The 19996-nt window shown below is 46.2% G+C and carries 18 protein-coding genes and 1 pseudogene; 5 read left to right on the forward strand and 14 right to left on the reverse strand.

All coding sequences use genetic code 11. The annotated features are described in order from the left end of the window. Positions 1 to 234: 234 nt before the first annotated feature. From feoB to Q0P86_RS13915, 5 genes are all read right to left on the reverse strand, one after another. A complete protein-coding gene (feoB, locus tag Q0P86_RS13895; RefSeq protein ID WP_295040249.1) occupies positions 235 to 3021 on the reverse strand; it encodes a ferrous iron transport protein B in 2787 nt (928 codons plus the stop codon). Continuing rightward, positions 3021 to 3305, reverse strand: coding sequence for a FeoA family protein (locus tag Q0P86_RS13900; RefSeq protein ID WP_295040251.1), 285 nt, complete (start codon positions 3303 to 3305; stop codon positions 3021 to 3023). Before Q0P86_RS13900 ends, feoB begins: the two co-directional genes overlap by 1 nt. 48 nt (positions 3306 to 3353) lie before the next feature. Further along, positions 3354 to 3791, reverse strand: coding sequence for an iron dependent repressor, metal binding and dimerization domain protein (locus Q0P86_RS13905; RefSeq protein ID WP_072978751.1), 438 nt, complete (start codon positions 3789 to 3791; stop codon positions 3354 to 3356). A 584-nt stretch (positions 3792 to 4375) separates the two neighbouring features. Further along, positions 4376 to 4690: a hypothetical protein gene (locus Q0P86_RS13910; RefSeq protein ID WP_295040253.1), complete on the reverse strand. Its 315-nt coding sequence runs from the start codon at positions 4688 to 4690 to the stop codon at positions 4376 to 4378. A gap of 53 nt (positions 4691 to 4743) precedes the next feature. Then, complete coding sequence (locus Q0P86_RS13915) at positions 4744 to 5403, reverse strand: ORF6N domain-containing protein (RefSeq protein WP_295040255.1); 660 nt, start codon at positions 5401 to 5403, stop codon at positions 4744 to 4746. 421 nt (positions 5404 to 5824) lie between these two features. Between Q0P86_RS13915 and Q0P86_RS13920 the strand changes: the two genes are divergently transcribed. Genes Q0P86_RS13920 through Q0P86_RS13935 form a run of 4 tightly spaced genes read left to right on the forward strand, consistent with a single transcriptional unit; the run spans position 5825 to position 11340 of the window. Beyond that, on the forward strand, positions 5825 to 6751 hold the full coding sequence (locus tag Q0P86_RS13920; RefSeq protein ID WP_295040257.1) for a hypothetical protein: 927 nt from the start codon (positions 5825 to 5827) through the stop codon (positions 6749 to 6751). 1 nt (position 6752) lies between these two features. After that, positions 6753 to 7799 carry an Eco57I restriction-modification methylase domain-containing protein gene (locus Q0P86_RS13925; RefSeq protein ID WP_295040259.1) on the forward strand — a complete coding sequence of 349 codons (1047 nt, stop codon included), beginning with the start codon at positions 6753 to 6755 and terminating at the stop codon, positions 7797 to 7799. After that, positions 7799 to 11158: a DEAD/DEAH box helicase family protein gene (locus Q0P86_RS13930; protein ID WP_295040261.1), complete on the forward strand. Its 3360-nt coding sequence runs from the start codon at positions 7799 to 7801 to the stop codon at positions 11156 to 11158. Before Q0P86_RS13925 ends, Q0P86_RS13930 begins: the two co-directional genes overlap by 1 nt. Positions 11159 to 11166: 8 nt before the next feature. Beyond that, positions 11167 to 11340, forward strand: a complete 174-nt coding sequence (locus Q0P86_RS13935) for a hypothetical protein (RefSeq protein ID WP_295040263.1) — start codon at positions 11167 to 11169, stop codon at positions 11338 to 11340. Between the two features lie 46 nt (positions 11341 to 11386). Here the strand turns inward: Q0P86_RS13935 and Q0P86_RS13940 are convergent, their stop codons facing one another. The 6 genes and pseudogenes from Q0P86_RS13940 to Q0P86_RS16940 form a co-directional block, all read right to left on the reverse strand. Continuing rightward, on the reverse strand, positions 11387 to 11926 hold the full coding sequence (locus tag Q0P86_RS13940) for a hypothetical protein (RefSeq protein ID WP_295040265.1): 540 nt from the start codon (positions 11924 to 11926) through the stop codon (positions 11387 to 11389). Continuing rightward, positions 11926 to 12420, reverse strand: a complete 495-nt coding sequence (locus Q0P86_RS13945) for a hypothetical protein (RefSeq protein ID WP_294114462.1) — start codon at positions 12418 to 12420, stop codon at positions 11926 to 11928. The genes Q0P86_RS13940 and Q0P86_RS13945 overlap by 1 nt, the downstream gene beginning before the upstream one ends. Before the next feature lie 151 nt (positions 12421 to 12571). Continuing rightward, on the reverse strand, positions 12572 to 13060 hold the full coding sequence (locus Q0P86_RS13950) for a hypothetical protein (RefSeq protein ID WP_295040267.1): 489 nt from the start codon (positions 13058 to 13060) through the stop codon (positions 12572 to 12574). Positions 13061 to 13063: 3 nt separating this feature from the next. After that, on the reverse strand, positions 13064 to 13786 hold the full coding sequence (locus Q0P86_RS13955) for a DUF4417 domain-containing protein (protein ID WP_295040268.1): 723 nt from the start codon (positions 13784 to 13786) through the stop codon (positions 13064 to 13066). A gap of 857 nt (positions 13787 to 14643) precedes the next feature. Continuing rightward, positions 14644 to 15603 carry an HAD-IC family P-type ATPase gene (locus Q0P86_RS13960; RefSeq protein ID WP_295040270.1) on the reverse strand — a complete coding sequence of 320 codons (960 nt, stop codon included), beginning with the start codon at positions 15601 to 15603 and terminating at the stop codon, positions 14644 to 14646. Positions 15604 to 15684: 81 nt separating this feature from the next. Continuing rightward, positions 15685 to 16193: pseudogene (locus tag Q0P86_RS16940) on the reverse strand (AAA family ATPase). Between the two features lie 212 nt (positions 16194 to 16405). Here Q0P86_RS16940 and Q0P86_RS13975 point away from each other — a divergent pair. Next, on the forward strand, positions 16406 to 17194 hold the full coding sequence (locus tag Q0P86_RS13975; protein WP_295040275.1) for a ZIP family metal transporter: 789 nt from the start codon (positions 16406 to 16408) through the stop codon (positions 17192 to 17194). 9 nt (positions 17195 to 17203) lie between these two features. Here the strand turns inward: Q0P86_RS13975 and Q0P86_RS13980 are convergent, their stop codons facing one another. The 3 genes from Q0P86_RS13980 to rhuM all read right to left on the reverse strand — a co-directional run bounded on the left by Q0P86_RS13980 (position 17204) and on the right by rhuM (position 19703). Beyond that, positions 17204 to 18394, reverse strand: coding sequence for a FeoB small GTPase domain-containing protein (locus tag Q0P86_RS13980; RefSeq protein ID WP_295040277.1), 1191 nt, complete (start codon positions 18392 to 18394; stop codon positions 17204 to 17206). Positions 18395 to 18433: 39 nt separating this feature from the next. Next, positions 18434 to 18649, reverse strand: coding sequence for a ferrous iron transport protein A (locus tag Q0P86_RS13985; RefSeq protein WP_295040278.1), 216 nt, complete (start codon positions 18647 to 18649; stop codon positions 18434 to 18436). Between the two features lie 61 nt (positions 18650 to 18710). Then, positions 18711 to 19703, reverse strand: a complete 993-nt coding sequence (rhuM, locus tag Q0P86_RS13990) for a RhuM family protein (RefSeq protein WP_295040280.1) — start codon at positions 19701 to 19703, stop codon at positions 18711 to 18713. Between the last annotated feature and the right edge of the window lie 293 nt (positions 19704 to 19996).

Raw genomic sequence — 19996 nt, forward strand, 5'->3', positions numbered from 1 at the left:
ACCGCTGCTTAGACTCCTCCCAACCCCTCCACACAAACTGCAGAAGCCTCCAAAAAAGCTTGGCTATCGCCTTCTGTATGCTATTGTTGCAAAATGCGTGCCAAGATGTTTCAGTTTAGTTCCAGAAATTAGACTAGTCTAATTCAAGATTTTTAATGAAGGGCTGGCAGGTTTGGGCCCCACCAGCCCAATTCACTCATCGTCATCCCCGCGCAGGCGGGGATCTATCGAAATTTAGTCTTCGAAGCGCTTTTCTTTATTCGCCTTCATGCCGAAGAGCTTGAGGAAAATCCCCGTACCCACGAGCACTGCGATGGCTGCGACAATCCACTTGGTATCGCCTCCAACCGGCACCTGGTAAAGGAGAACAGCCACAGCCCAAGCAAGAATCGTCTGAACCGTTGCCATAAGGATAGCAAGGCCGAGGCCGATTTCACGGGCTACGACACCCATTGCAGCAAGGCAAGGCACATAGAGCAAGATAAAGATGAGGAATGCGAACACCTGCCAGTTAAAGCCATCCACCGGGTTACCGTTCTTATCCGGATTGTGGAAGTAAGAGCGGAGGTTAGCATAGATGTCGGCGGTTTCGGAAAGGTCGCCTTCTTCGAGAGCGAGCATTTCGTCTTCGGAGAGTTCGAGGCCTGCGGCAGCGAGCTTTGCGAACACGGCTTCGCGGGTCTTTTCATCCTCTTCTTCTTCGCCGAAGGTTTCGATGGCAGCATATTCTTCGCAGGTCAGCACCTTGGCGTCGGTAATCTTGTCAAGAGTTTCTTTCTTGAGTTCTGCGGCTTCCTGGCCTTCCAATTCGCCGGTGGTTCCCAGCGGGTCGGTAAGCGAGCCGAAGACTTCGGCGAGGTTAGCAGGAATCGAGCCGAGGGCTTCGAGCACAGCGCCCTTGATGTCGGGAGCGCCGCCTTCTTCTTCTTCGGCGGGGCATTCGTCGATGCCCGCGATAAGCGGTTTATCGGTTGCTGAGCTTGTCGAAGCATCTGCAGCAGGTTCCGCAGCCTTGCCATCTTCATTCGATTCCGAATTCTGAATTCCGGATTCCGAATTATTCTCCCCCGCCATGGAATAGAGCGAGTTCATGGTACCGATAACGGCTTCCTTGGCCAAAAGGCCCGTGAACAGTGACACGGATGCAGGCCAGTTTTCACGCTCGACACCGAAGGGTTCGAATACCGGCGTAATGGCCTTACCGATTATAGAAAGCAAGCTGTTTTCGGAATCGCCGTTACCGGCGGTGAACTCGTTTGACTTCACCACCTTGGATTCGTCAACAACGAAACCTTCGGGGAGAGCAACATTTTCAGCCTCGCCTGCTTCGTTTTCCTTGACCATCTGGTAGCCGTCTTCGGCCTGGACAATTTCGGTCGCCGTGCCGTCAATATCAACATACATCTTCTCGACAATACCGAAACTGTTGAGGAACCCGAGCACGGCAACGGCAATGGTAATCACCTTACCGGCGCGCCAAATGTAGTCGCGCAGGCGCTGCCAGCAGTGGATCATCAAGGACTTGAACTTGGGCAAGTGATACGGCGGAAGTTCCATCACAAAGTTAGAGGCCTGCCCCTGGAAAAGCGACTTCTTCAGGAACAAGCCGTAAGCGATAGCGAACAGCACGCCGGCAAGGTAAAGCAGGAACACCACCGTGCCCGCCATCTTGCCGAAGAATGCCGCCGCAAACAGTGCATACACCGGCAGGCGTGCGCCGCAGCTCATAAACGGCACCAAGAAGATGGTGAGGAAGCGTTCACGCTTGGATTCCAGCACGCGGGAGCCCATAATGCCCGGCACGCCGCAACCGAAGCCCACCATCATCGGCACGAAGGCACGACCCGGGAGCCCGAGGAAACGCATGAAGCGGTCCGCAACGAAAGCCGCGCGGGCCATGTAACCCGAGTCTTCCAAGAACGAAAGGCACAGGAACATGAAGAAGATGACCGGGATGAAGGTCGAAACCGTCTGAATACCGGCACCGATACCGTCGGCGAGAATGGCCGTGACAAAGGAGGGGCAGCCGAGTACATCGCCCAGCAGGTAGCCGAGGCCATCCACGAAAATCGCACCGAACAGCACGTCAAAGAAATCAATGAACGCAGAACCGATCGTCACCGCAATCCAGAACACCAGATACATGACGACCAAGAAAATCGGGAGAGCCGCCCAGCGGTTCAAAAGAACGGCATCCAGTTTGTCGGAGAATGTCTTTTTCGTGCGGACAGAAACAGTCGCCTTCCCCGCCACCTCGTGAGAAATGGAATAGCGGTTTTCAGCCATTGCGAATTCCGGCTCTTCGCCCAGAATCTTAACAACTTCGGCCTTGTCAAGCTTCACGCCCGCTTCGGCAAACTTATCCGCATAGCTCTTTTCGTTGCCCAAGTACATGAGCGAAACCCAACGGGAGTCCGCATCCAAAAGCTTTGCGACCGGAGCCACCTTCGGTTCCAAAACCTTCACGGCCTCTTCGACCTTGTCGCCGTAAACCATCTGCTTCGGGAGCGGCATCGGGCGCGCAAGCACGTGGCCCATCTGGCTAATAAAGTTGGTGACGCTCTTTTCGCTCACGGCAGACAGCGGAATGCACGGCACGCCGTAGAAATCAGAAAGTTCGTCGAGATCCAGCTGGATTCCGCGATTTTCGGCAATATCCATCATGTTGACGGCAATCACCATCGGAATCTTCATGTCGGCAAGCTGGCTCGTAAGGAACAGGTTGCGTTCCAGGTTCGTCGCATCGACGATGTTGATAATCAAGCTCGCTTCGCGGCTGAGCAAGTAATCGACAGCAGCGCGTTCATCTTCGGCATTTGCGAACAAAGCGTAAGTACCCGGAAGGTCCACCAGGCGAATCTGGCGGTCACCCAGTTCAAAGTAACCTTCCTTCTTTTCGACCGTCACGCCGGGCCAGTTACCCACATGCTGGCGGGCACCCGTAAGCGCGTTAAAGAGAGCCGTCTTACCGCAGTTCGGGTTACCGGCAATTGCAATCGTCAAAAGTTTTCTGGCAGCCATTATACCCTCCTCAGCTTGAGAACGTTGGCTTCTTCTTTACGGAGCGAGAGCCTATAAGAAAGCACCGCCACTTCGATCGGGTCGCCGAGTGGGGCCACCTGCAAGACTTCCATTTGAACGCCACGCACAAGGCCCATCGAAAGCAACTTGGACTTGTAAGCAGAATCGCCCTCGTTATAACCGACGATCTCTACCTTGTCGCCCTTCTTGAGTTCCGAGAACTTGGGCTCGGTACTCCACTTTTTCGTTTGCGACTTTCCGCCGCAACCACAATTACAGCTCATATCATCCTCATATAAAAACGAGAAAACTCTTGAGCGGAGCCTTCCTGTTTACTTTGTGTTTTTGACAACCCTTAGTTTTTTCACCGAAGAAACTTTTGCCGAGGCAATCGCATTCGACGGTTTCACAAAATCTTCAATCTTACCGAGCGTTTCTGCAGAAAGGATATGTTCCATACTGCAAGCATCCTTGTCGGCTATGGCTTCGGACACGCCTAGTTTAATCAGGAATCCCTTCAGAAGGATATGGCGGTTCAGAATCATGGCGGCAACGCGTTCGCCCTCTTCGGTGAGTTCCACGCCGCTGTAGGGTTCCTGCCTCACAAGGCCCATCTTCTTGAGTTCCACCATGGCCTTTGCAACCGACGGCATTTTCACGCCGAGAGCCGCGGCAATATCCTTGACGCGGGCAAGCCCGTTCGCTAGGCGCAGCATGTGCACCATTTCCAAGTAGTCTTCTAAGCTTTGAGTCAGTTTTGTATGGTCCATTTCAACAGCCTTATTTAGACGCGGCTAATATAGTTTAATAAAACTAATTAGGCAAGGCTAAAAATATTACAATAGCCACACTTTTTTAGACTAATCTAACTTTGAAACGGAAAATTTACATTGTTTTGGTTTTTTCCCCTTGTTTTTGCAGTTAAATTTATTTAACTTTTAGTTAGACAAGTCTAATTCAGAATGTCGCCATAGCTTTCGGACTCAGGCTTGTCTGGTTGAAGCAAAAATCCAATTCCCTCCTTGTGTCTCTTTGGGAACGATTGCGCCCCGCTCAAGTAGCTCTGAGCAGGGGCGTTTTTGTTTACTATTCAAGTTGTCCTACATTTTTCACCAAAAAAACGCAAAAGCAGAAGCATCGCGACATCTTTTGTCGCATTAAAAGCCTATTTTGACACGTTGATTTGAGACGGGAAAAGCAAAATGTGGAAACCGTACAGAATTATAAACGAGGATTGACTAATAATTTTTCCATCAAAACATGATAAATTTCCGTGTTTTCAATCTGCATGATGGTAGTGATTTCGTTGCCAGCATCGTTGCTCTACAAGCCAAAATACTTGACCTCGGCAATGTCAATGCAAGCATTGCCGCTGCTCTCGGTCTTCGTATTTTATTCTTGATGCGCCACAGTGGAAAAGTTTTTCTCCTCTTAATCCATAGTCCAGAAAGATATAGCGGTCGTGGAACTTTTCCTTCGTCTTTTTGTTGTCGAATTTAACATCAGGACGAGCCTTCAAAAAATCTTTCTTAATCTGTTCAGTCAGCGATTCATAGCCATTTTCATCGCTATAAATCATTACGGAAACGCCCCTAGCGATTCCGCGCAGCAGGTCAAGCGTCTTTACATCGACATAGTCATCGATAATAGTGATGGACTTCTTCGCCATACCGTAAATTTGCGTATAGGCGACATCGGCGTCCAGCCTCTGTCCGTCAAGAATCAGGAAATGCTTGTAGGTCGTGTGGGGTCAATAAAGTTTTCCATGACTTTCTGCAGGCTCAAATCAACCTTTCCAAGATGCTCGTGGATATTGCGGACTTCGCCGGAGAGTGTTTTGATATCAATAGAATGTTCCGCGAGGACCTTTGCGTTCTGCGCCGTCTGCATGGCGATTTCAGGAATTCCCACATTCCCGAGCAACTGCTGGTTCTCGGCGACAATGTAGTCCTTCATCTGCTTGAAAAGACGGATGAGTGCTTTGCTCTGAGCGACAGCCCGTTCGCCCTTCAAGACTGTCATGAGCATGTAGATGCCCTGTTCGGTGAAGGCGAAAGGAAGAAATTTTGAGTATTTTCCCTGTTCTAGGGTGCAATTTTTGCACCTTAGAATCTCGTTGTATTCTTCTTTGGTCAATTGTAATCGAAAATCGCCATCAAATTTTTCAATATTGTTCTTAACTTGTCTGTTGAAGGCCTTTGTTTCATACCCATAAATTTCCGCCAAATCAGCGTCAAGCATGACCTTGAGCCCGCGAATAGTATATATCCGCGACTTGAGAAAAGCTTCGTCTATCAGGGAAAATTCAGGCTTTTCGGGCGGAACGGCTTTATTCGGAACTGCTTCCACAGCCATGTTCGGCTCATTTCTTAGCTTACTCATATCGACCTCGTCTGTTTACAAGCGGAAAAAACAGAAACTACTGCACAAATGTATAAAATTTAAAGCCAGTTGTCAAGAGTTTTGAGTATTTTTTCAAAAAAAATGCGGTTGCGAGTTTATTTGTCGCATTTTAATGCTATTTTAAGATGCACATAGCCCTCGGCTTACACCTTGGGCGCCCGTTTTATTGAGTATTTGCTCTAGTCTCTACTTCGAAATCGGCAAAATTTCACGTATACGAGAATAGGGTAAACTGCTCACGTCCCGATTGGGGCGTGGGTCGTTTGCGTTTATTGGTATACATGGCTTTGCCGAGCCTCGAAGTACAGTAAGCGCTTCAGCGATGCCACGCCTTTTTTTGTTGCTCAGCTGAAACTCCTGACATTCATTTACTCCGTATGCGGGTTTGCGACGGAGTTAAATGAAGACGCTGATAGACATCAACAACTACCCGGTTTCCGTAGTTCTCAAGACCCTTGTCAAAGACAAGACAACGGGCCAGAACATTATTCTTGCGACAACAGCTCGCACAAGGCGGGGCCGCATTTTTGGCAAGACAAAGCAAATAACAGAAGAACTGCTCCAGTCCATCGGCGCAGACCTAATCCAACCGAGAGTTGCAAAGTCACTTGAAAAACAGGCGGAACGCACCCGAGCGCGTGCGGAAGTCTTCACACCGTCGTGGATTTGCAACAAGATGAACAACCACTGCGATGCAGAATGGTTCGGCCGCGAAAACTTATTCAACACCGAAGACGGTCAATCGTGGAAACCGACATCAAAACCAATCAAGTTCGAAAATGAAAACGATTGGCAAAAATACGTGGATTCAAAACGCCTCGAAATTACTTGCGGCGAAGCTCCATACATCGTTTCGCGATACGATACCACCACCGCAGAAATCATCCCGATAAAAAAACGCATCGGCATACTTGACCGCAAATTGCGTGTGGTGAACGAGAACACTGATAACAAAAACGATTGGCTCAAATGGACGTACCGAGCGTTCCAGAGCGTGTATGGTTACGAATTCCAGGGCGACAACCTGCTTATCGCCCGCATCAACCTGCTCATCACCTTCGTGGATTACATGCAGGACCGTTGGAAACGAGTCCCGACAGAAGGCGAACTCCAGAAAGTGGCGAACATCATCGCCTGGAACATTTGGCAAATGGACGGCATTACGGGCAAGGTTCCCTTCGGAAAACCGAAAGAAGAGCGAACGCTCAATATGTTCGATTTTACGGTTGGCGACAACGACAGCGAACCGGAAGAAATGGACTGCAAAATTTTTGACTGGACAAGAAGAAGGTCCTATACATACAGAAGTATAAAGGAAGGTCGGTAAAATGAAGTTTGATTTCGCTATTGGAAATCCGCCTTATCAAGATGAAACAATCGGAGATAATAAAAACTATGCTCCCCAGATATATAATGTTTTTATTGATGAAGCGTATAAAATCGCAAATGCAACAGAATTAGTTCATCCAGGACGGTTCTTGTTTAATGCAGGATCAACACCCAAAGCCTGGAATAATAAAATGCTGAATGACGACCACTTCCGTGTCTTAGAATATAGGTCTGATGCAAAAGAAATATTTCCAAACACCTCTATTACTGGTGGTATCGCCATTACGTACCACGACCATAATAAAACATTTGTACCGATAGAAGTCTTTTCATCTTTTTCAGAAGTTAATTCAATAAGAAAGAAAGTGACTGAATTTAATGGATTCAAATCTTTCTCTGACATTGTCAAATCTGCATATTCTTATCATTTTTCGTCAAATCTATACGAGCAATATCCCGAATTAAAAGGAACTCTCAGTGAAGGACACGATTACGATTTAAAGTCAAATGTTTTTGAATTAATGCCAAGCATATTCCATGAAACACAAACTGAACCGAATATGTTGCGGATCTATGGTCGACAAAACAACGATAGAACAATTAGATATGTAAAACGCGAATTTATTCTTGCTCCTGATAACGTTGACCGCTATAAAATTTTCATTGCGGGTGCGGACGGAGCTGCGGGAACAATTGGAAAACCCGTTCCAGCACGTATTTGTGGAGCACCGACAATTGGTGATATTGGTGTTGGCTCAACGGAGTCATTTTTAAGTATTGGTACATTTAGTAATCGTATTGAAGCCGAACATGCATGTTTCTTCATAAAAACAAAATTTATGCGCTTTATGTTAGGCGTTTTAAAAGCAACACAAGCAATCACTCCACAAAAATTCAAATACGTCCCCCTCCAAGATTTCACTTCGCAATCCGATATAGACTGGTCCAAATCTATTCCAGAAATCGACAAACAACTATACGATAAATACAGCCTTTCACCCGAAGAAATAGAATTCATCGAAACTCATGTAAAGGAGATGGAATAATGGCTATGCAGACTCCAAATATCAAGACAGCGAAAGATGTTGTCCCGATGATATACGCCTATACCACTCCGGGTATCACCTACCACGAAGGCTATACCAAAATCGGTTATACGGAACAGAAAGTCGAAGATCGTGTTTACCAACAAACGCATACCGCAGGCGTCAAGGCTAAAATCGAATGGCAAGGCAACGCTGTCTTTGACGATGGTTCGGGAGAAACTTTCGACGACCATGCCTTCCACGCCTACTTGCGCAAGAACGATATCAAGCAGCCAATGGATTTGGGGAATGAATATTTTGACAAGAACGATCGAAACGAATGGTTCTACATAACCCCGAAAGATTCAAGATCCAAGTTTTACGATTTTCGTCTTAATCGCGGAATCTTTGAACAGGAATCGGCGATTATCCCATACATTCTCCGTGCCGAACAAGAAAAAGCCGTATCGTTGACCAAAGCTTACAAGGAATCCCATAAAAAAGGAGAATTCCTGTGGAATGCAAAGCCACGCTTCGGAAAGACTTTGGCCGTCTATGACTTTATGAAGCGAATCGGCGCCAAGACTGTCCTTATTGTGACAAACAGGCCCGCCATCGCGAACAGTTGGTATTCGGATTACGCAAAGTTCATCGGGCGTGAATCAAAGTATTTCTTCGTAAGCGATGTTGACGGTGTCAGGAACAAGAAAAACGTCATCTCTTATGACGAATTTGCAAAAGACAAGAAATCTCGCGAAAAGAAAAAGTTGCCCGGACTCGGCCTTATCTACTTTGCATCGCTTCAGGACTTGAAAGGCTCTGTCTATTTCGGTGGCAAGTTCGATAAACTCCAAGAAATCAAGGATACCAACTGGGACTTGCTTGTTATCGACGAAGCCCACGAAGGCGTTGATACTTACAAGACTGACGTGGCTTTTGACCGCATCAAGCGCAATTTTACGCTACATCTTTCAGGAACGCCATTCAAGGCTCTTGCGAACAATAAGTTCAGCGACGACGCCATATTCAACTACACTTACGCCGATGAGCAGAAAAGCAAACGTGATTGGGACAATTCTAACGAAATAGAGAACCCGTATGCAGTACTTCCGACGCTTAACCTCTATACCTATCAAATGTCGGAGATTGTTCGTGATGAACTTTCGCAGAAAATGGAACTTAACGGTGAAACGGTAGAATATGCATTTGACCTTAATGAATTTTTCAAGGTTGAAAATGGAAAATTCGTCCATAGTTCTTCTGTCGATAAATTCCTAGACGCTCTCACGACACAGAAAAGATTCCCGTTCTCGACGCAGGAATTGCGCGATGAAATTAAGCACTCCTTCTGGCTCCTTGACAGGGTCGAAAGCGCAAGACTTTTGGCAAAGAAACTACACGAACATCCTGTCTTTAAGGATTACGAGATAGTCCTTGCCGCAGGCGATGGTCGCGTTGACGATGACGACGAGAACGAGAAATCTTTTGATAAGGTCAAGAAAGCGATTGCCGAAAACGATAAGACGATTACACTGTCTGTAGGTCAGCTTACCACCGGTGTTACCATTCCTGAATGGACGGCTGTGCTCATACTTAGCAATGTGAAATCGCCCTCGCTTTATATGCAGGCCGCTTTCAGGGCGCAGAATCCTTGTCTGTTCCGTATCGGTATGAAAAGCAAACGCAAAGAAAATGCATACGTTTTTGACTTTGACCCGGCAAGAACGCTTATCATTTTCGAAGAATTTGCAAATGACCTTTCGCCCAATATGTCATCTGGTCGTGGTGATGCGGAGGCCCGAAAGCAAAATATTCGTGAACTGCTCAACTTCTTCCCGGTCATCGGTGAAGACGAAAACGGAGAACTCATTGAACTAGACGCCGAAAAGGTTCTCTCAATACCCCGCAAGATTAAGTCCGTCGAAGTGGTTCGCAGAGGCTTCATGAGCAATTTTTTGTTCCAGAACATCAATAACGTGTTCTCTGCACCCAAGGAAGTTCTCGATATTATTGAGCAATTTGATTCTGTCGGAGAACAAAAACCTAAACAGAACGTCAATTTGTCTGAAGAAGTCAAGAAGGACTTAGGACTTGATGAAAATGGCAATGTCAATTTGGACGATGAATATGTAATTGGCGTTGCCGCCGATATCTTTGGTCCCAAACGCTATGATGTCAAGGGCGGAATGGAGGAAGTGATTGCCGAAGTTCAGCAATCGGAGAAACCTAATACTTTAAATGACCGTCTAAAAGACTTTGTGAAGAATCAAGTTGTTCAGGACATCGTTCAGACAGTTCAAGATAATTACGGCTCCGACATGAAACCTTCGGATAAACGCCAAGTGGAATCGAGGCTGAATTCCGAAGTGGACCGCATTGTAGATAAAACCGTAAAGAATTACGAAATAGAACAGAATGTGATTGAACAGGAACGTGTCAAGGCGTTGCAAAACAGACACGAAACCGGCAAGACTACGAAGCAAATTGAAAAAGAGTTCGAGAAAAAGCAGGAAGAAGCGAGGACCAAGTTCAAGGCAGAAATCAATTCTGTAGTCGATGATTTCGCAAAGGATTCTGTCAAGGAAACAGTTAAAACTGTTGAGACAAAAATCAAGGAACGCGAACGCGATACCATCGAAGACGGAATTCGTGATCACCTGCGCGGCTTCTCTCGCACAATTCCTTCGTTCCTGATGGCTTATGGTGACGTAACAGTAACACTTGCTACCTTCGACAACAAGATTCCTGGCAACGTATTCCTTGAAGTCACTAGCATCACCTTGGAACAATTCCGCTTTTTGCGTGATGGCGGCAAATACAAGGATTCCGAAACTGGCGAAGAAAAGGAATTCAAGGGACAACTCTTTGATTCCGTTGTTTTTGATGATTCCGTAAAAGAATTCCTGTCACTTAAAAAGAAATTGGCTGATTACTTTGACGAAAAGAGTATCGAGGACATATTCGATTATATCCCGCCGCAGAAAACGAACCAAATCTTCACGCCGAAAGATGTCGTGAAACGCATGGTCGATATGCTGGAACAGGAAAATCCCGGTTGCTTCGATGATAAGGACAAGACCTTCATCGACCTATACATGAAATCAGGCTTGTATATTACGGAGATTGTCAAGAGACTCTATCAGAGCAAGAAAATGAAAGAGCAGTTCCCCAATGACAAGGATCGTCTAAGACATATCTTTGAACATCAGGTATATGGCCTTGCTCCGACTGAAATCATCTACAAGATTGCTACAAGTTTTATCTTGGGCTTCGCCGACAACACCGACGAACTCAAGCATAACTTTAGGCAATTCGATGCTTTGCCCTACGCAAAAGAAGGAACACTAAAGCAGAAGCTTGATGAATTGTTCGGGGAGTAGGAAGTTATATGGCTGTATTCAGAGTTTCAAAAATTTTTTCTTTTTCCGAGAAGGTAAATTATAAATGGAGTATTCGAGGATTTATGGGGAATAGCAATCATAAATCCTTAAAAGGTAAAACTCGTGAATACAAAGATGATGTTAATGATTTTAAAAACTTGTTTAAACGAACGAAAGATTGATTTTTGTTCACTGCTCGGTGTAAATCGTGAACAAATCACCTCATTTTCACCCTTTCAGCACCATCGATAGCTTCGTTCCGTTGAACGGATCTCCCCAGCCATTCTTTTCGCTGAATTTGGAAAATGCTACCAATTGCGGGTCGGGTGCGGGGATAGATTCGTCTTCGAGCATCTTTAAAATACAGGCAATGGTGCTCAGTGATTTTTGCCCAGAGCCCTCGATACTTGCGTATGCGCAATCCTCAAATATTTTGTAGATGTATTCGATTAATTGCGTGAAATCGCTCCCGAGCCCTTGGTACAGGACCTGGAATTTCTCATAATCGGCTTTTGTCAGGTGGTTGAAATCTGACTTTTCGAAACTATCAAATTCAAAAAAGCACTCGGGCAAAATATCGACAACCTTTTCGGACCATTCGTCTAAGGTTTCAAGACTTGTTGCTTTCCAAAGCAGGGAAAAAAGCTTTCCCCATTCCTTGTGTGGGTATTTGCTGGTGAGATACTTCTCCCCGCACATTAGTGCATAGGCGAAGCGACCTGTCCAAGAAACCTGTTTTAGCAGTTCTATAATCGTGTTTGTATTCATTAGAATTTCCATCCTGTATGATTTTTTTCTATTCTACCCATAAACGCAAAGGTACAGTTTTCGCAAGCGGACTTGGGCTCTCCAAAGTTTTCCCGTGTTGCATGTATGGTAGAAATATATAAATTTTCTAGTTTTGCCCCTGCATTTAACGCCTGGTTGATTGCGTCAACTTCCGCACAATTGCCTACAGCCAATCTGTTTAAGGAATGTTTTGGCAGTATTCCGTTTTCACCGAATAACTTGGGGTTTTTCGCATCGCCGTTTATCTCTATTCCTTTGTTTCTTCCGTAGAAGTATCGACCACTTTCGTTATCGTAAACAATGCTGGCTGTATTAAAATTCCGGCGCTTATTGCTAGACTTTGCCTGCAATTTTTCCACTTCTTTCCCAGCCCATTCTTTTACTCGCGAATGCATAACCCTTGCATCGCGGTGATAGGGACTGTTTGCAGAACCTCTAGTGCCAGAGAACAATCCACTGTAATCTGATCCCATTCGAAAACCTCTTTTTTAGGGGGAATTTAAGAATGGGTTCGGAATTTTGCATTTCTTGATGAGAAACTGAAAAATAACGATTTTAAGCAGATTTCGAAATTAAGTGTTCAGTCTCCTTTATTTTTTTTTGAAAAATTATATTTGAAGTTTCTTAATGAGAAACTTTTTGTTGATTTTTATTTGGTGTATCCTTCTTTTTTCCTGCTAGAATAGAGAATCCGTGTCGTTCCAGTTCTTGATTTACTTGCTCCATTGTCATTGCTCCATGATTTTCAATCAACAGTTTATAGAATACATGTTCTTTGGACTCGTTTAATGACAATCCTGCTTTTTTCACAATTAGTTCAAATCGTTCAGTGTCTATATTCAAGCCTATGGCTAGTGCAACAAGTGTTCTTATGTCAAACTTGTAATCTTTATCCTTCTTCATTTTTGAAAATGTTGATTTTGGGACACCTGTTTTGTGAATGAGTTCTTTTAGATTCTGATTGTATCCTCTTAGATTGATATATTTTAAAATACAGTTTGCTGAAGTATCTAAAGTTGAAATAGGGCATTTTTTACGATCAGACAACATCAAAGAATACCGTTCTTTGAACGGGAGTATTTCTTTGTTTTCTGTTGTCCAAGGTTCAAGCATTCTTTATTTTGCAAAAAGAGGCAAATCGGTTATGTCGCTATCGTCGGTAATTCGGGAGGAAATTTTATCGCCGCGGTTCTCAACATTGTATTCGATGACATTGACTTCCTTCATTCTGCAATATGCTTTCATATCGTCAGGCATTATCCCAAAGAACAACAGAGTTTTGGGGTGGAGTTTGTCTATCATTTTCTTTAAACCTTTGTAAAAAACGTCTCGTGAGCTTTCTTCGTTCTGACATCCGTAAGGGCTGACGAATACACATTCCGGGCTTTCGATTCCGTCAAACAGAAATCTGTCGCTCCATTCATCTTTGTCAAAACGCACAAGCGGGATTACGGTCAATCCATTTTGCTGGCAGAAAAATGTCAATGCCCGTGCGAAATAAACCTGCGACGGTTTCAGTGCTCGAGGCATATCGTAATAGACGCTTAAATCGGGAGCGACAATCCCCGCATATCGTTTAAGCCGTTTCAGATATCGCTTGGGGTTTCGCGCAAACGCAATGAACTTGTAATCGCTATCAAAGAAGTGCACAAAATATCTTTCAGGGTGTTTGGGTGCGTACTTTTTAGATATGGCGATTGAAAATGGAACCATCAAATCAGGAATGGCGTCAGTATTTCCAACCAAGGGAATATCGAATTCTCCTCGAAATTCCGCACCATCGACAAGATATGCCTGAAATACATCTAGGCGTTTGTCTTTTTTCAATTTTACAGGCATAGGATGCCTCCTTATATGACGATATGAGAAAATCCTCACATAGGTCGTCATTCCTATGTGAGTAGCCTTGTCTTCGAGAAAAAAGAAAAGGCGTGGGGTCGAATGCGTTTACTCTTTTCGAGGCTCTGGTAAACCTATAACTAGCATAAGCACAAACGACCCACGCCCTAAAAGTGCGCGAGCGTTCGTCTTATTCTCGCTAGTTCTAAAAATTTACCAGACTTTCCGAAAAGAGAGAATAAGAGCTAAACTCAAAATAACTGGCGACCAGTCATCATTGTTATGTGACAACTGGGCTATGTCGTTAGGAAATATAGTTCTTTTGGGTGTCAAAATTGACGACGAAGAGTGTTTTTAGTTGAATTTCCGTGCTATTTTCCGAATGAGCCTTCCCGCATAGTAAAGCGGCAGATTCACTAGCGTGTTGGGCTTGTGTCCCTTGGGTGTTTCGTTTTTTTCGATGGATTTCGGGCCGCTGTAAAGTCGAAGTGCATAATCGATTCCGCTTTCATCGATAAGCGAATGGAGCGACCGGGAAAAGCCATAAAGCCCCTTTTTGCGTTAAAATCAGCATTTTTGCATAAAGTCAGGGCAAAACCCTTTTACAAGCATGCTTTATCTTTGTTTAATACATTTTTCCGCACATAAAATCAAGCTAGCAATACACTTTTCCGCACATATTTTGAGCGTTATGCAACATTTTTCCGCACATAAAATCAAGTCATTTTGACATTTTCCCGCACTTTAAATAATGAACAAATGTATAGAATTTTATCAAAATCCAAGCAAAAAGGTAGTCCATAGACTACCTTTTTGGCGCTTTTGGCGTAATTTAGGCGATTTTGATTGTCGCGAGCCTACGCCCGCTTCAGCGGCGTCATGCTCTTGGCGCAAATCGCCATGGTCGAGAGGTTATGCAGCAGGGCCGAGGTCGAGGGGGCAAGCATTCCGAAGAAACCTGCTGCCAGGAGCGACGTGTTGAAGGCGACGATAAAGCGGTAGTTCGCCTGGATGCGTTCCATGAGCTGCGTACTCAATGCGCGGAGTTCGGCGAGGTCGCGCAGGTCTTCGCTGCGGAGGGTCACGTCGGCGGTTTCGCGGGCAATGTCGCTGGCATCGCTCATGGCAACCGACACGTTCGCGGCGGCCAATGCGGGCGCATCGTTGATTCCGTCGCCCACCATAATCACGCGGCGGCCTTCGGCCTTCATTTTTTCCACATAGCGGTGCTTGTCTTCGGGCAGCACCTGCGCAAAGAAGGTGTCGATGCCCAAAAGTTGCGCCGTGCGTTCAGCGGCCTTCTGGCTATCGCCGGTAATCATCGCCACATGCTTGATTCCGCGTTCGCGCAGCATGCGAATGGCCTCAGCCGCTTCGTCTCGCGGAGGATCGCTAATGCAAAGCACGCCCGCAAGGTTCCCGCCAATGGCAAGGTAAATCACGGATGCAGCTCCGGCGAGTTCGTCGATTTTTTTCTGTTCCGCCTCGCCCACTGCAATTTTTTCGTCTTCGACGACGAAATGCTTGCTACCGATAACGGCGCGTTCACCGTCGAGGGTCGTCGCGATTCCATGCGCCACAATGTATTTGACATCGGCGTGTTCCTCTTCGTGGTCGATTCCCCGTTCAGCGGCCCCGCGCACAATGGCACGCGCCATGCTGTGCGGAAAATGCTCCTCGATGCAGGCCGCAATGCGCAGAATTTCTTCTTCGCTGCGGTCGCCGAACGGAATCACGCGTTCGAGCTTCGGTTCCGCCTTGGTAATGTTACGCGTAAACAGGAGCGTGAGCCCGAATCCGATAAAGCTGAACGGCACAATTCCGTCGGCCAGGCGTTCGGCGCGGCTCTGGATAGAAGCCTTCAGGTCTTCGGAGCGGTCAATGAGTTCAATGATTTTCTAATAGTTCAATCCGAATGCCCACAGCGGAATCGTGTTGAGAAACCCGTGCTCAATATCGTCCTTGACGACAAAGCCGTTCTCGACAGATTCAATCTGCTTTTTCTTCTTGTTCTTGCCACCAACCTCAAAGGTCATGCCGTCTATCGAGAAATCAGAAACAGGCGAAGATGCTACGCGGTTGTTTACGCGCATCAGCGAAAGGAATGCGGTCTCACGCAAGTTGCCAACATCGGGCTTGCCGTCCGACGGGGAGCAACATAGTGTTGTCCGTTCAACTTATGAAATTTCGACGCGACATCGTATAAGCTGTTGCCTGTAAAATAGATGTTGTCTACGCTTATGTATAAGGAACTCGATTCGGCTTCGCTCAACTTGATGTGCTGAAGGAGCATGGTCGTTTTGCCAACGCCCCTTGCCCCAGTTACGACGACTAGTCTGGAATTCCAATTGATTTTGCTGTGCAGGTAACGGACGAATTTTGTATCGGTCCTGGCCAGGCGATCCATGAAAATTTAGTAAAGTTGCTCCATACCAAGCCTCTTTTTCTTGAAATATAACATTTTCGCAGAATAAAATCAACAAATTTTTCAAATTTTGCATATTCAAATCAGCATTTTTTCCATAAATTACTGGTTTTAATCTACAAATTTGGAATTCTTTTTTAGGTCCGCAACTGACAGGAGTAGATTTCTCCACATTTTTATACTATAATTGGAACATGAACGAGCCCATATTACAAATTATCCAAGGTCTTGCCATCCCGTTTTTAGGGACGGTTCTCGGTGCCGCATGTGTTTTCTTTACGAAGAAGCAGATGGGGCAAAATCTCAAACGTGGCCTTTTGTCGTTTGCGGCGGGCGTCATGGTGGCGGCCTCCGTCTGGAGCCTACTTTTGCCCGCAATCAGCGCGAGCGAATCGATGGGCAAACTGGCTTTCATCCCGGCGACGGTCGGATTCTGGGCCGGCATCCTGTTCCTGTACATTTTAGACAAAATAACGCCACACTTGCATTTGGATAGCGCCACGCCAGAAGGCCCCAAGGCAAAACTCAAGCGCACGACCATGCTCACGCTAGCAGTAACTTTGCACAACTTGCCCGAGGGCATGGCTGTCGGCATCGTTTTCGCGGGCTGGCTTTCGGGGAATGCGGCCATCACGCTTTCAGGAGCGTTTGCGCTTGCCATAGGCATTGCCATCCAGAATTTTCCTGAAGGGGCGGTGGTTTCGCTCCCGCTCCGTGCCGAAGGGGCTTCCCGCAAAAAGGCATTTGCTCTTGGCGCGCTTTCCGGTGCCGTAGAACCCGTAGGCGCGTTGATCACGCTGCTTGCGGCCGAAGCACTTTCGCCATTTATGCCCTACCTGCTCTCGCTTGCGGCAGGTGCCATGATTTATGTCGTAATCGAAGAAATGCTCCCCGAAGTCAGCGAAGGAGAGCATTTTGATGCCGGCACCATTCTTTTTGCCGTGGGCTTCACGCTCATGATGGTGCTCGACAGCGCGCTATAAAATTTTCCGTTAGAAAATCAGCAATCCCATGTGGTAGCCGATAAAAGCTAGCCCAAGAGAAAACGCCTCGCCGGTGTGGTTGAAGAGCGTGCTCATGATGCCAAGCGAAGCTTCCTTACTGAACATGCCGCCCAAATAAGAAATGAAAAGTTCCCAGCGCATGCCAAAGAACATCGTCACGGGCTCGATCGCATTGCCAGCGCGTTCTACGAGCGACTGCAATACAGGCTGCATTCCAAAACCGATTCCCATGCCCGGGAAAGCGAGAATCATGCACGCAATCAGCGAAACGACCATGATTCCGAATGCAAAGAACTTGCCCTTGATATGGTGCGTGGCAATGCGGTCCCACTTGCTAAAGACCTTCTCGATGGACTTGGGCGTCGCCGATTCACGCACAATCTTTGAAACCCAGCGATACTTGGCTTCACCAGTAGGAATACCGCCGTCGCGCCCTTCGTCGCTATCGAGGATTGCATCAATCGCATTTTTCCTAGCGAACGGAAGCAATTCATTCACGATACCGCAAATGAGTTTGTCTTTTTCGAGAAGTTTTTCCGCAATCCAGATTCTTTCGCAAACGCCATATTCAAAGTCGCCGAGGGCAACCTCGATGCGGCTAACGAGATTATCCGTTTTTGAGGCAAACTCGTCCCCGCCAACGAGTTCCTCGCGCAGGCTCCCGCTATCCAAGCAAACAGGCGTCTTGATGGCCGAAACCATCTTCTTGAAAAATTCAGGATAACGTTCCGTTTCGGCCGCACTGAAGCCAAGCACCGGAACGCCGAGGCGCTTTTCAATCGCAGCTACATCAATCTTCTTGCCAGCTGCTTCGGCCACATCCATCATGTTGAGCACCAGCATCACAGGTATGCGAATGCCCACAAAATCTGCCAGCATGTAAAGGCTGCGTTCCAGCTGCGAAGCATCCACCAGAATGCACACGAGATCCGCCTTACCGCTCTGAATATAGTCGCGCGTGACGACTTCTTCTTCGGAGTTCGCCGAAAGTCCGTAACTACCCGGAAGGTCAATTACTTTATACGTCGTACCGTCAAAAACAAATTCACCTTCGGCCTGCACCACCGTTTTGCCGGGCCAGTTGCCCACACGCTGGTGAAGCACCGTTAAGTTGTTAAAAAACGTCGATTTACCGGAATTGGGTTGCCCGAGCAAGGCAATAGTCTTGATTTCGCTCATTTTTACGATTCTACCTTGACAAAAATCTGTGAACATTCCTTATGGTAGACAGCGATAACCGTATCGCGGCAAAAAAACGAGCACTGGCAAGCGCCCGTCATTCTTGAGGAGCGTAAAGGCGGAACCCGGCGTAAGCCCGATAGAAACGATTCTTGAAATAAAGCGGGAATCACCCTCAATCTGGGCGACCGTCCCGCAACGATTCTCGCCCATTTCGGCGAGACTCAAACGGTCAACAAAATCAGCGTTTTTCATGCGCCAAAAGTAGCCGAAACCCGCACAAAAAACCACTCCAAATGGACTATGGGGAATCCGTTTATTTCCCCTTCATACTTTCCTGGATTTTAGCAATAACTTCTTCGGGTGTTACAAAATTCAAAACGCTAAATGCAGTCATCTCGTTACCCATATCTTTAAAAGAAGCCCCAAAGTGATAAACGGTATCATCCACAAGCAAAAAACGGTCATGAATGGTTCGCATAGTTTTCAACTCCAGGCCGGGATATTGCTTGTTGTGCAATTCCTTGGCAGCTTTAAATTCTGGTGTGATATGTGCGGAATAAATAACCGCAGTTACTCCTTTTGTTCGCATTGCGGCAAATTTTAAAATTTCAATTGTTGCAAATGGATCGATAAACACTACAGACCGCTTCGCCGATTTCACTAAATCAGCAATCAGAGCAAGCCCGTCAAACCGAGTTCCCGTCGCAAGGATGCCACCCGTCGGGGTTTGCGCAGCTTTCACAAAGAACTCAATATGCTTTTCAACTGTCGAAAGACGAGTTTCAACATTTTCAAGTTTTGCGCCCTGATTTTCAATTAGTTGCCGTTGTTCCTGAAACCTATTGGCTATCTGCATTCCAGTTGCAACCATCCGTTGATTTACGGTATAACCTTTGAGCATGTAGTCCTTCAAGACCTGATTAGCCCAACGACGGAATCTTACTCCATTTGCAGATTTGACGCGGTAACCAACGGATAAAATAATATCTAAATCATAATGTTCAACCTGATATGTCTTTCCGTCTTCTGCAGTTGTCGCAAATTTTGCGACAACTGAATTATGGCATTCTTCCTTTAGCGTATTGGAAATATGTTTTCCAATTGTCTTAATATCACGATTAAATAATATGGCTAGTTGTTGTCGATTTAGCCACACAGTATCATTTTCGACACGAACCTCTAGCCGAACATCACCTTCCGGCTGATAGAATACAATTTCTCCTAAACCCGATTCCGCAGACGGATGCGGTGCTGCATTTGTCATTCCGGCCCTTGAGCCGGAATCCTTTCCCTTGATTTTTCCCATAGCCTTACCTATGGAACGCATGCCCCATAAACCAAGCCTTTTGCTCGGTGCAGTATTATACTGCGGGCCCCTGTCGGGGGATATAATAAAGTGTTGGAACCTCCAACGCGGGATGAAATATACAATATCATTCCAGATTGGATTATGATAAAATTGGCTTTTTTAGAGAAATTTGCCGTTCTTTGCACTTAAACGCATTTTTTTTCGTAAAAAACGTTCAATTTGTAAATATTTATGTATTTTTAGGCTCTTCTGAGCTAAGTGTGGAACATTTTTCTAAAAAAATAGCCTAA

It is taken from the genome of uncultured Fibrobacter sp. (assembly GCF_946062555.1).
In the GTDB taxonomy this organism is placed as follows: Bacteria; Fibrobacterota; Fibrobacteria; order Fibrobacterales; family Fibrobacteraceae; genus Fibrobacter.

Bases quoted from the DNA above. Each gene is read 5' to 3' on its own strand.
- feoB (WP_295040249.1), bottom strand. From the start codon at position 3,021: ATGGCTGCCAGAAAACTTTTGACGATTGCAATTGCCGGTAACCCGAAC.
- Q0P86_RS13900 (WP_295040251.1), bottom strand. From the start codon at position 3,305: ATGAGCTGTAATTGTGGTTGCGGCGGAAAGTCGCAAACGAAAAAGTGG.
- Q0P86_RS13905 (WP_072978751.1), bottom strand. From the start codon at position 3,791: ATGGACCATACAAAACTGACTCAAAGCTTAGAAGACTACTTGGAAATG.
- Q0P86_RS13910 (WP_295040253.1), bottom strand. From the start codon at position 4,690: ATGGCGAAGAAGTCCATCACTATTATCGATGACTATGTCGATGTAAAG.
- Q0P86_RS13915 (WP_295040255.1), bottom strand. From the start codon at position 5,403: ATGAGTAAGCTAAGAAATGAGCCGAACATGGCTGTGGAAGCAGTTCCG.
- Q0P86_RS13920 (WP_295040257.1), top strand. From the start codon at position 5,825: ATGAAGACGCTGATAGACATCAACAACTACCCGGTTTCCGTAGTTCTC.
- Q0P86_RS13925 (WP_295040259.1), top strand. From the start codon at position 6,753: ATGAAGTTTGATTTCGCTATTGGAAATCCGCCTTATCAAGATGAAACA.
- Q0P86_RS13930 (WP_295040261.1), top strand. From the start codon at position 7,799: ATGGCTATGCAGACTCCAAATATCAAGACAGCGAAAGATGTTGTCCCG.
- Q0P86_RS13935 (WP_295040263.1), top strand. From the start codon at position 11,167: ATGGCTGTATTCAGAGTTTCAAAAATTTTTTCTTTTTCCGAGAAGGTA.
- Q0P86_RS13940 (WP_295040265.1), bottom strand. From the start codon at position 11,926: ATGAATACAAACACGATTATAGAACTGCTAAAACAGGTTTCTTGGACA.
- Q0P86_RS13945 (WP_294114462.1), bottom strand. From the start codon at position 12,420: ATGGGATCAGATTACAGTGGATTGTTCTCTGGCACTAGAGGTTCTGCA.
- Q0P86_RS13950 (WP_295040267.1), bottom strand. From the start codon at position 13,060: ATGCTTGAACCTTGGACAACAGAAAACAAAGAAATACTCCCGTTCAAA.
- Q0P86_RS13955 (WP_295040268.1), bottom strand. From the start codon at position 13,786: ATGCCTGTAAAATTGAAAAAAGACAAACGCCTAGATGTATTTCAGGCA.
- Q0P86_RS13975 (WP_295040275.1), top strand. From the start codon at position 16,406: ATGAACGAGCCCATATTACAAATTATCCAAGGTCTTGCCATCCCGTTT.
- Q0P86_RS13980 (WP_295040277.1), bottom strand. From the start codon at position 18,394: ATGAGCGAAATCAAGACTATTGCCTTGCTCGGGCAACCCAATTCCGGT.
- Q0P86_RS13985 (WP_295040278.1), bottom strand. From the start codon at position 18,649: ATGAAAAACGCTGATTTTGTTGACCGTTTGAGTCTCGCCGAAATGGGC.
- rhuM (WP_295040280.1), bottom strand. From the start codon at position 19,703: ATGGGAAAAATCAAGGGAAAGGATTCCGGCTCAAGGGCCGGAATGACA.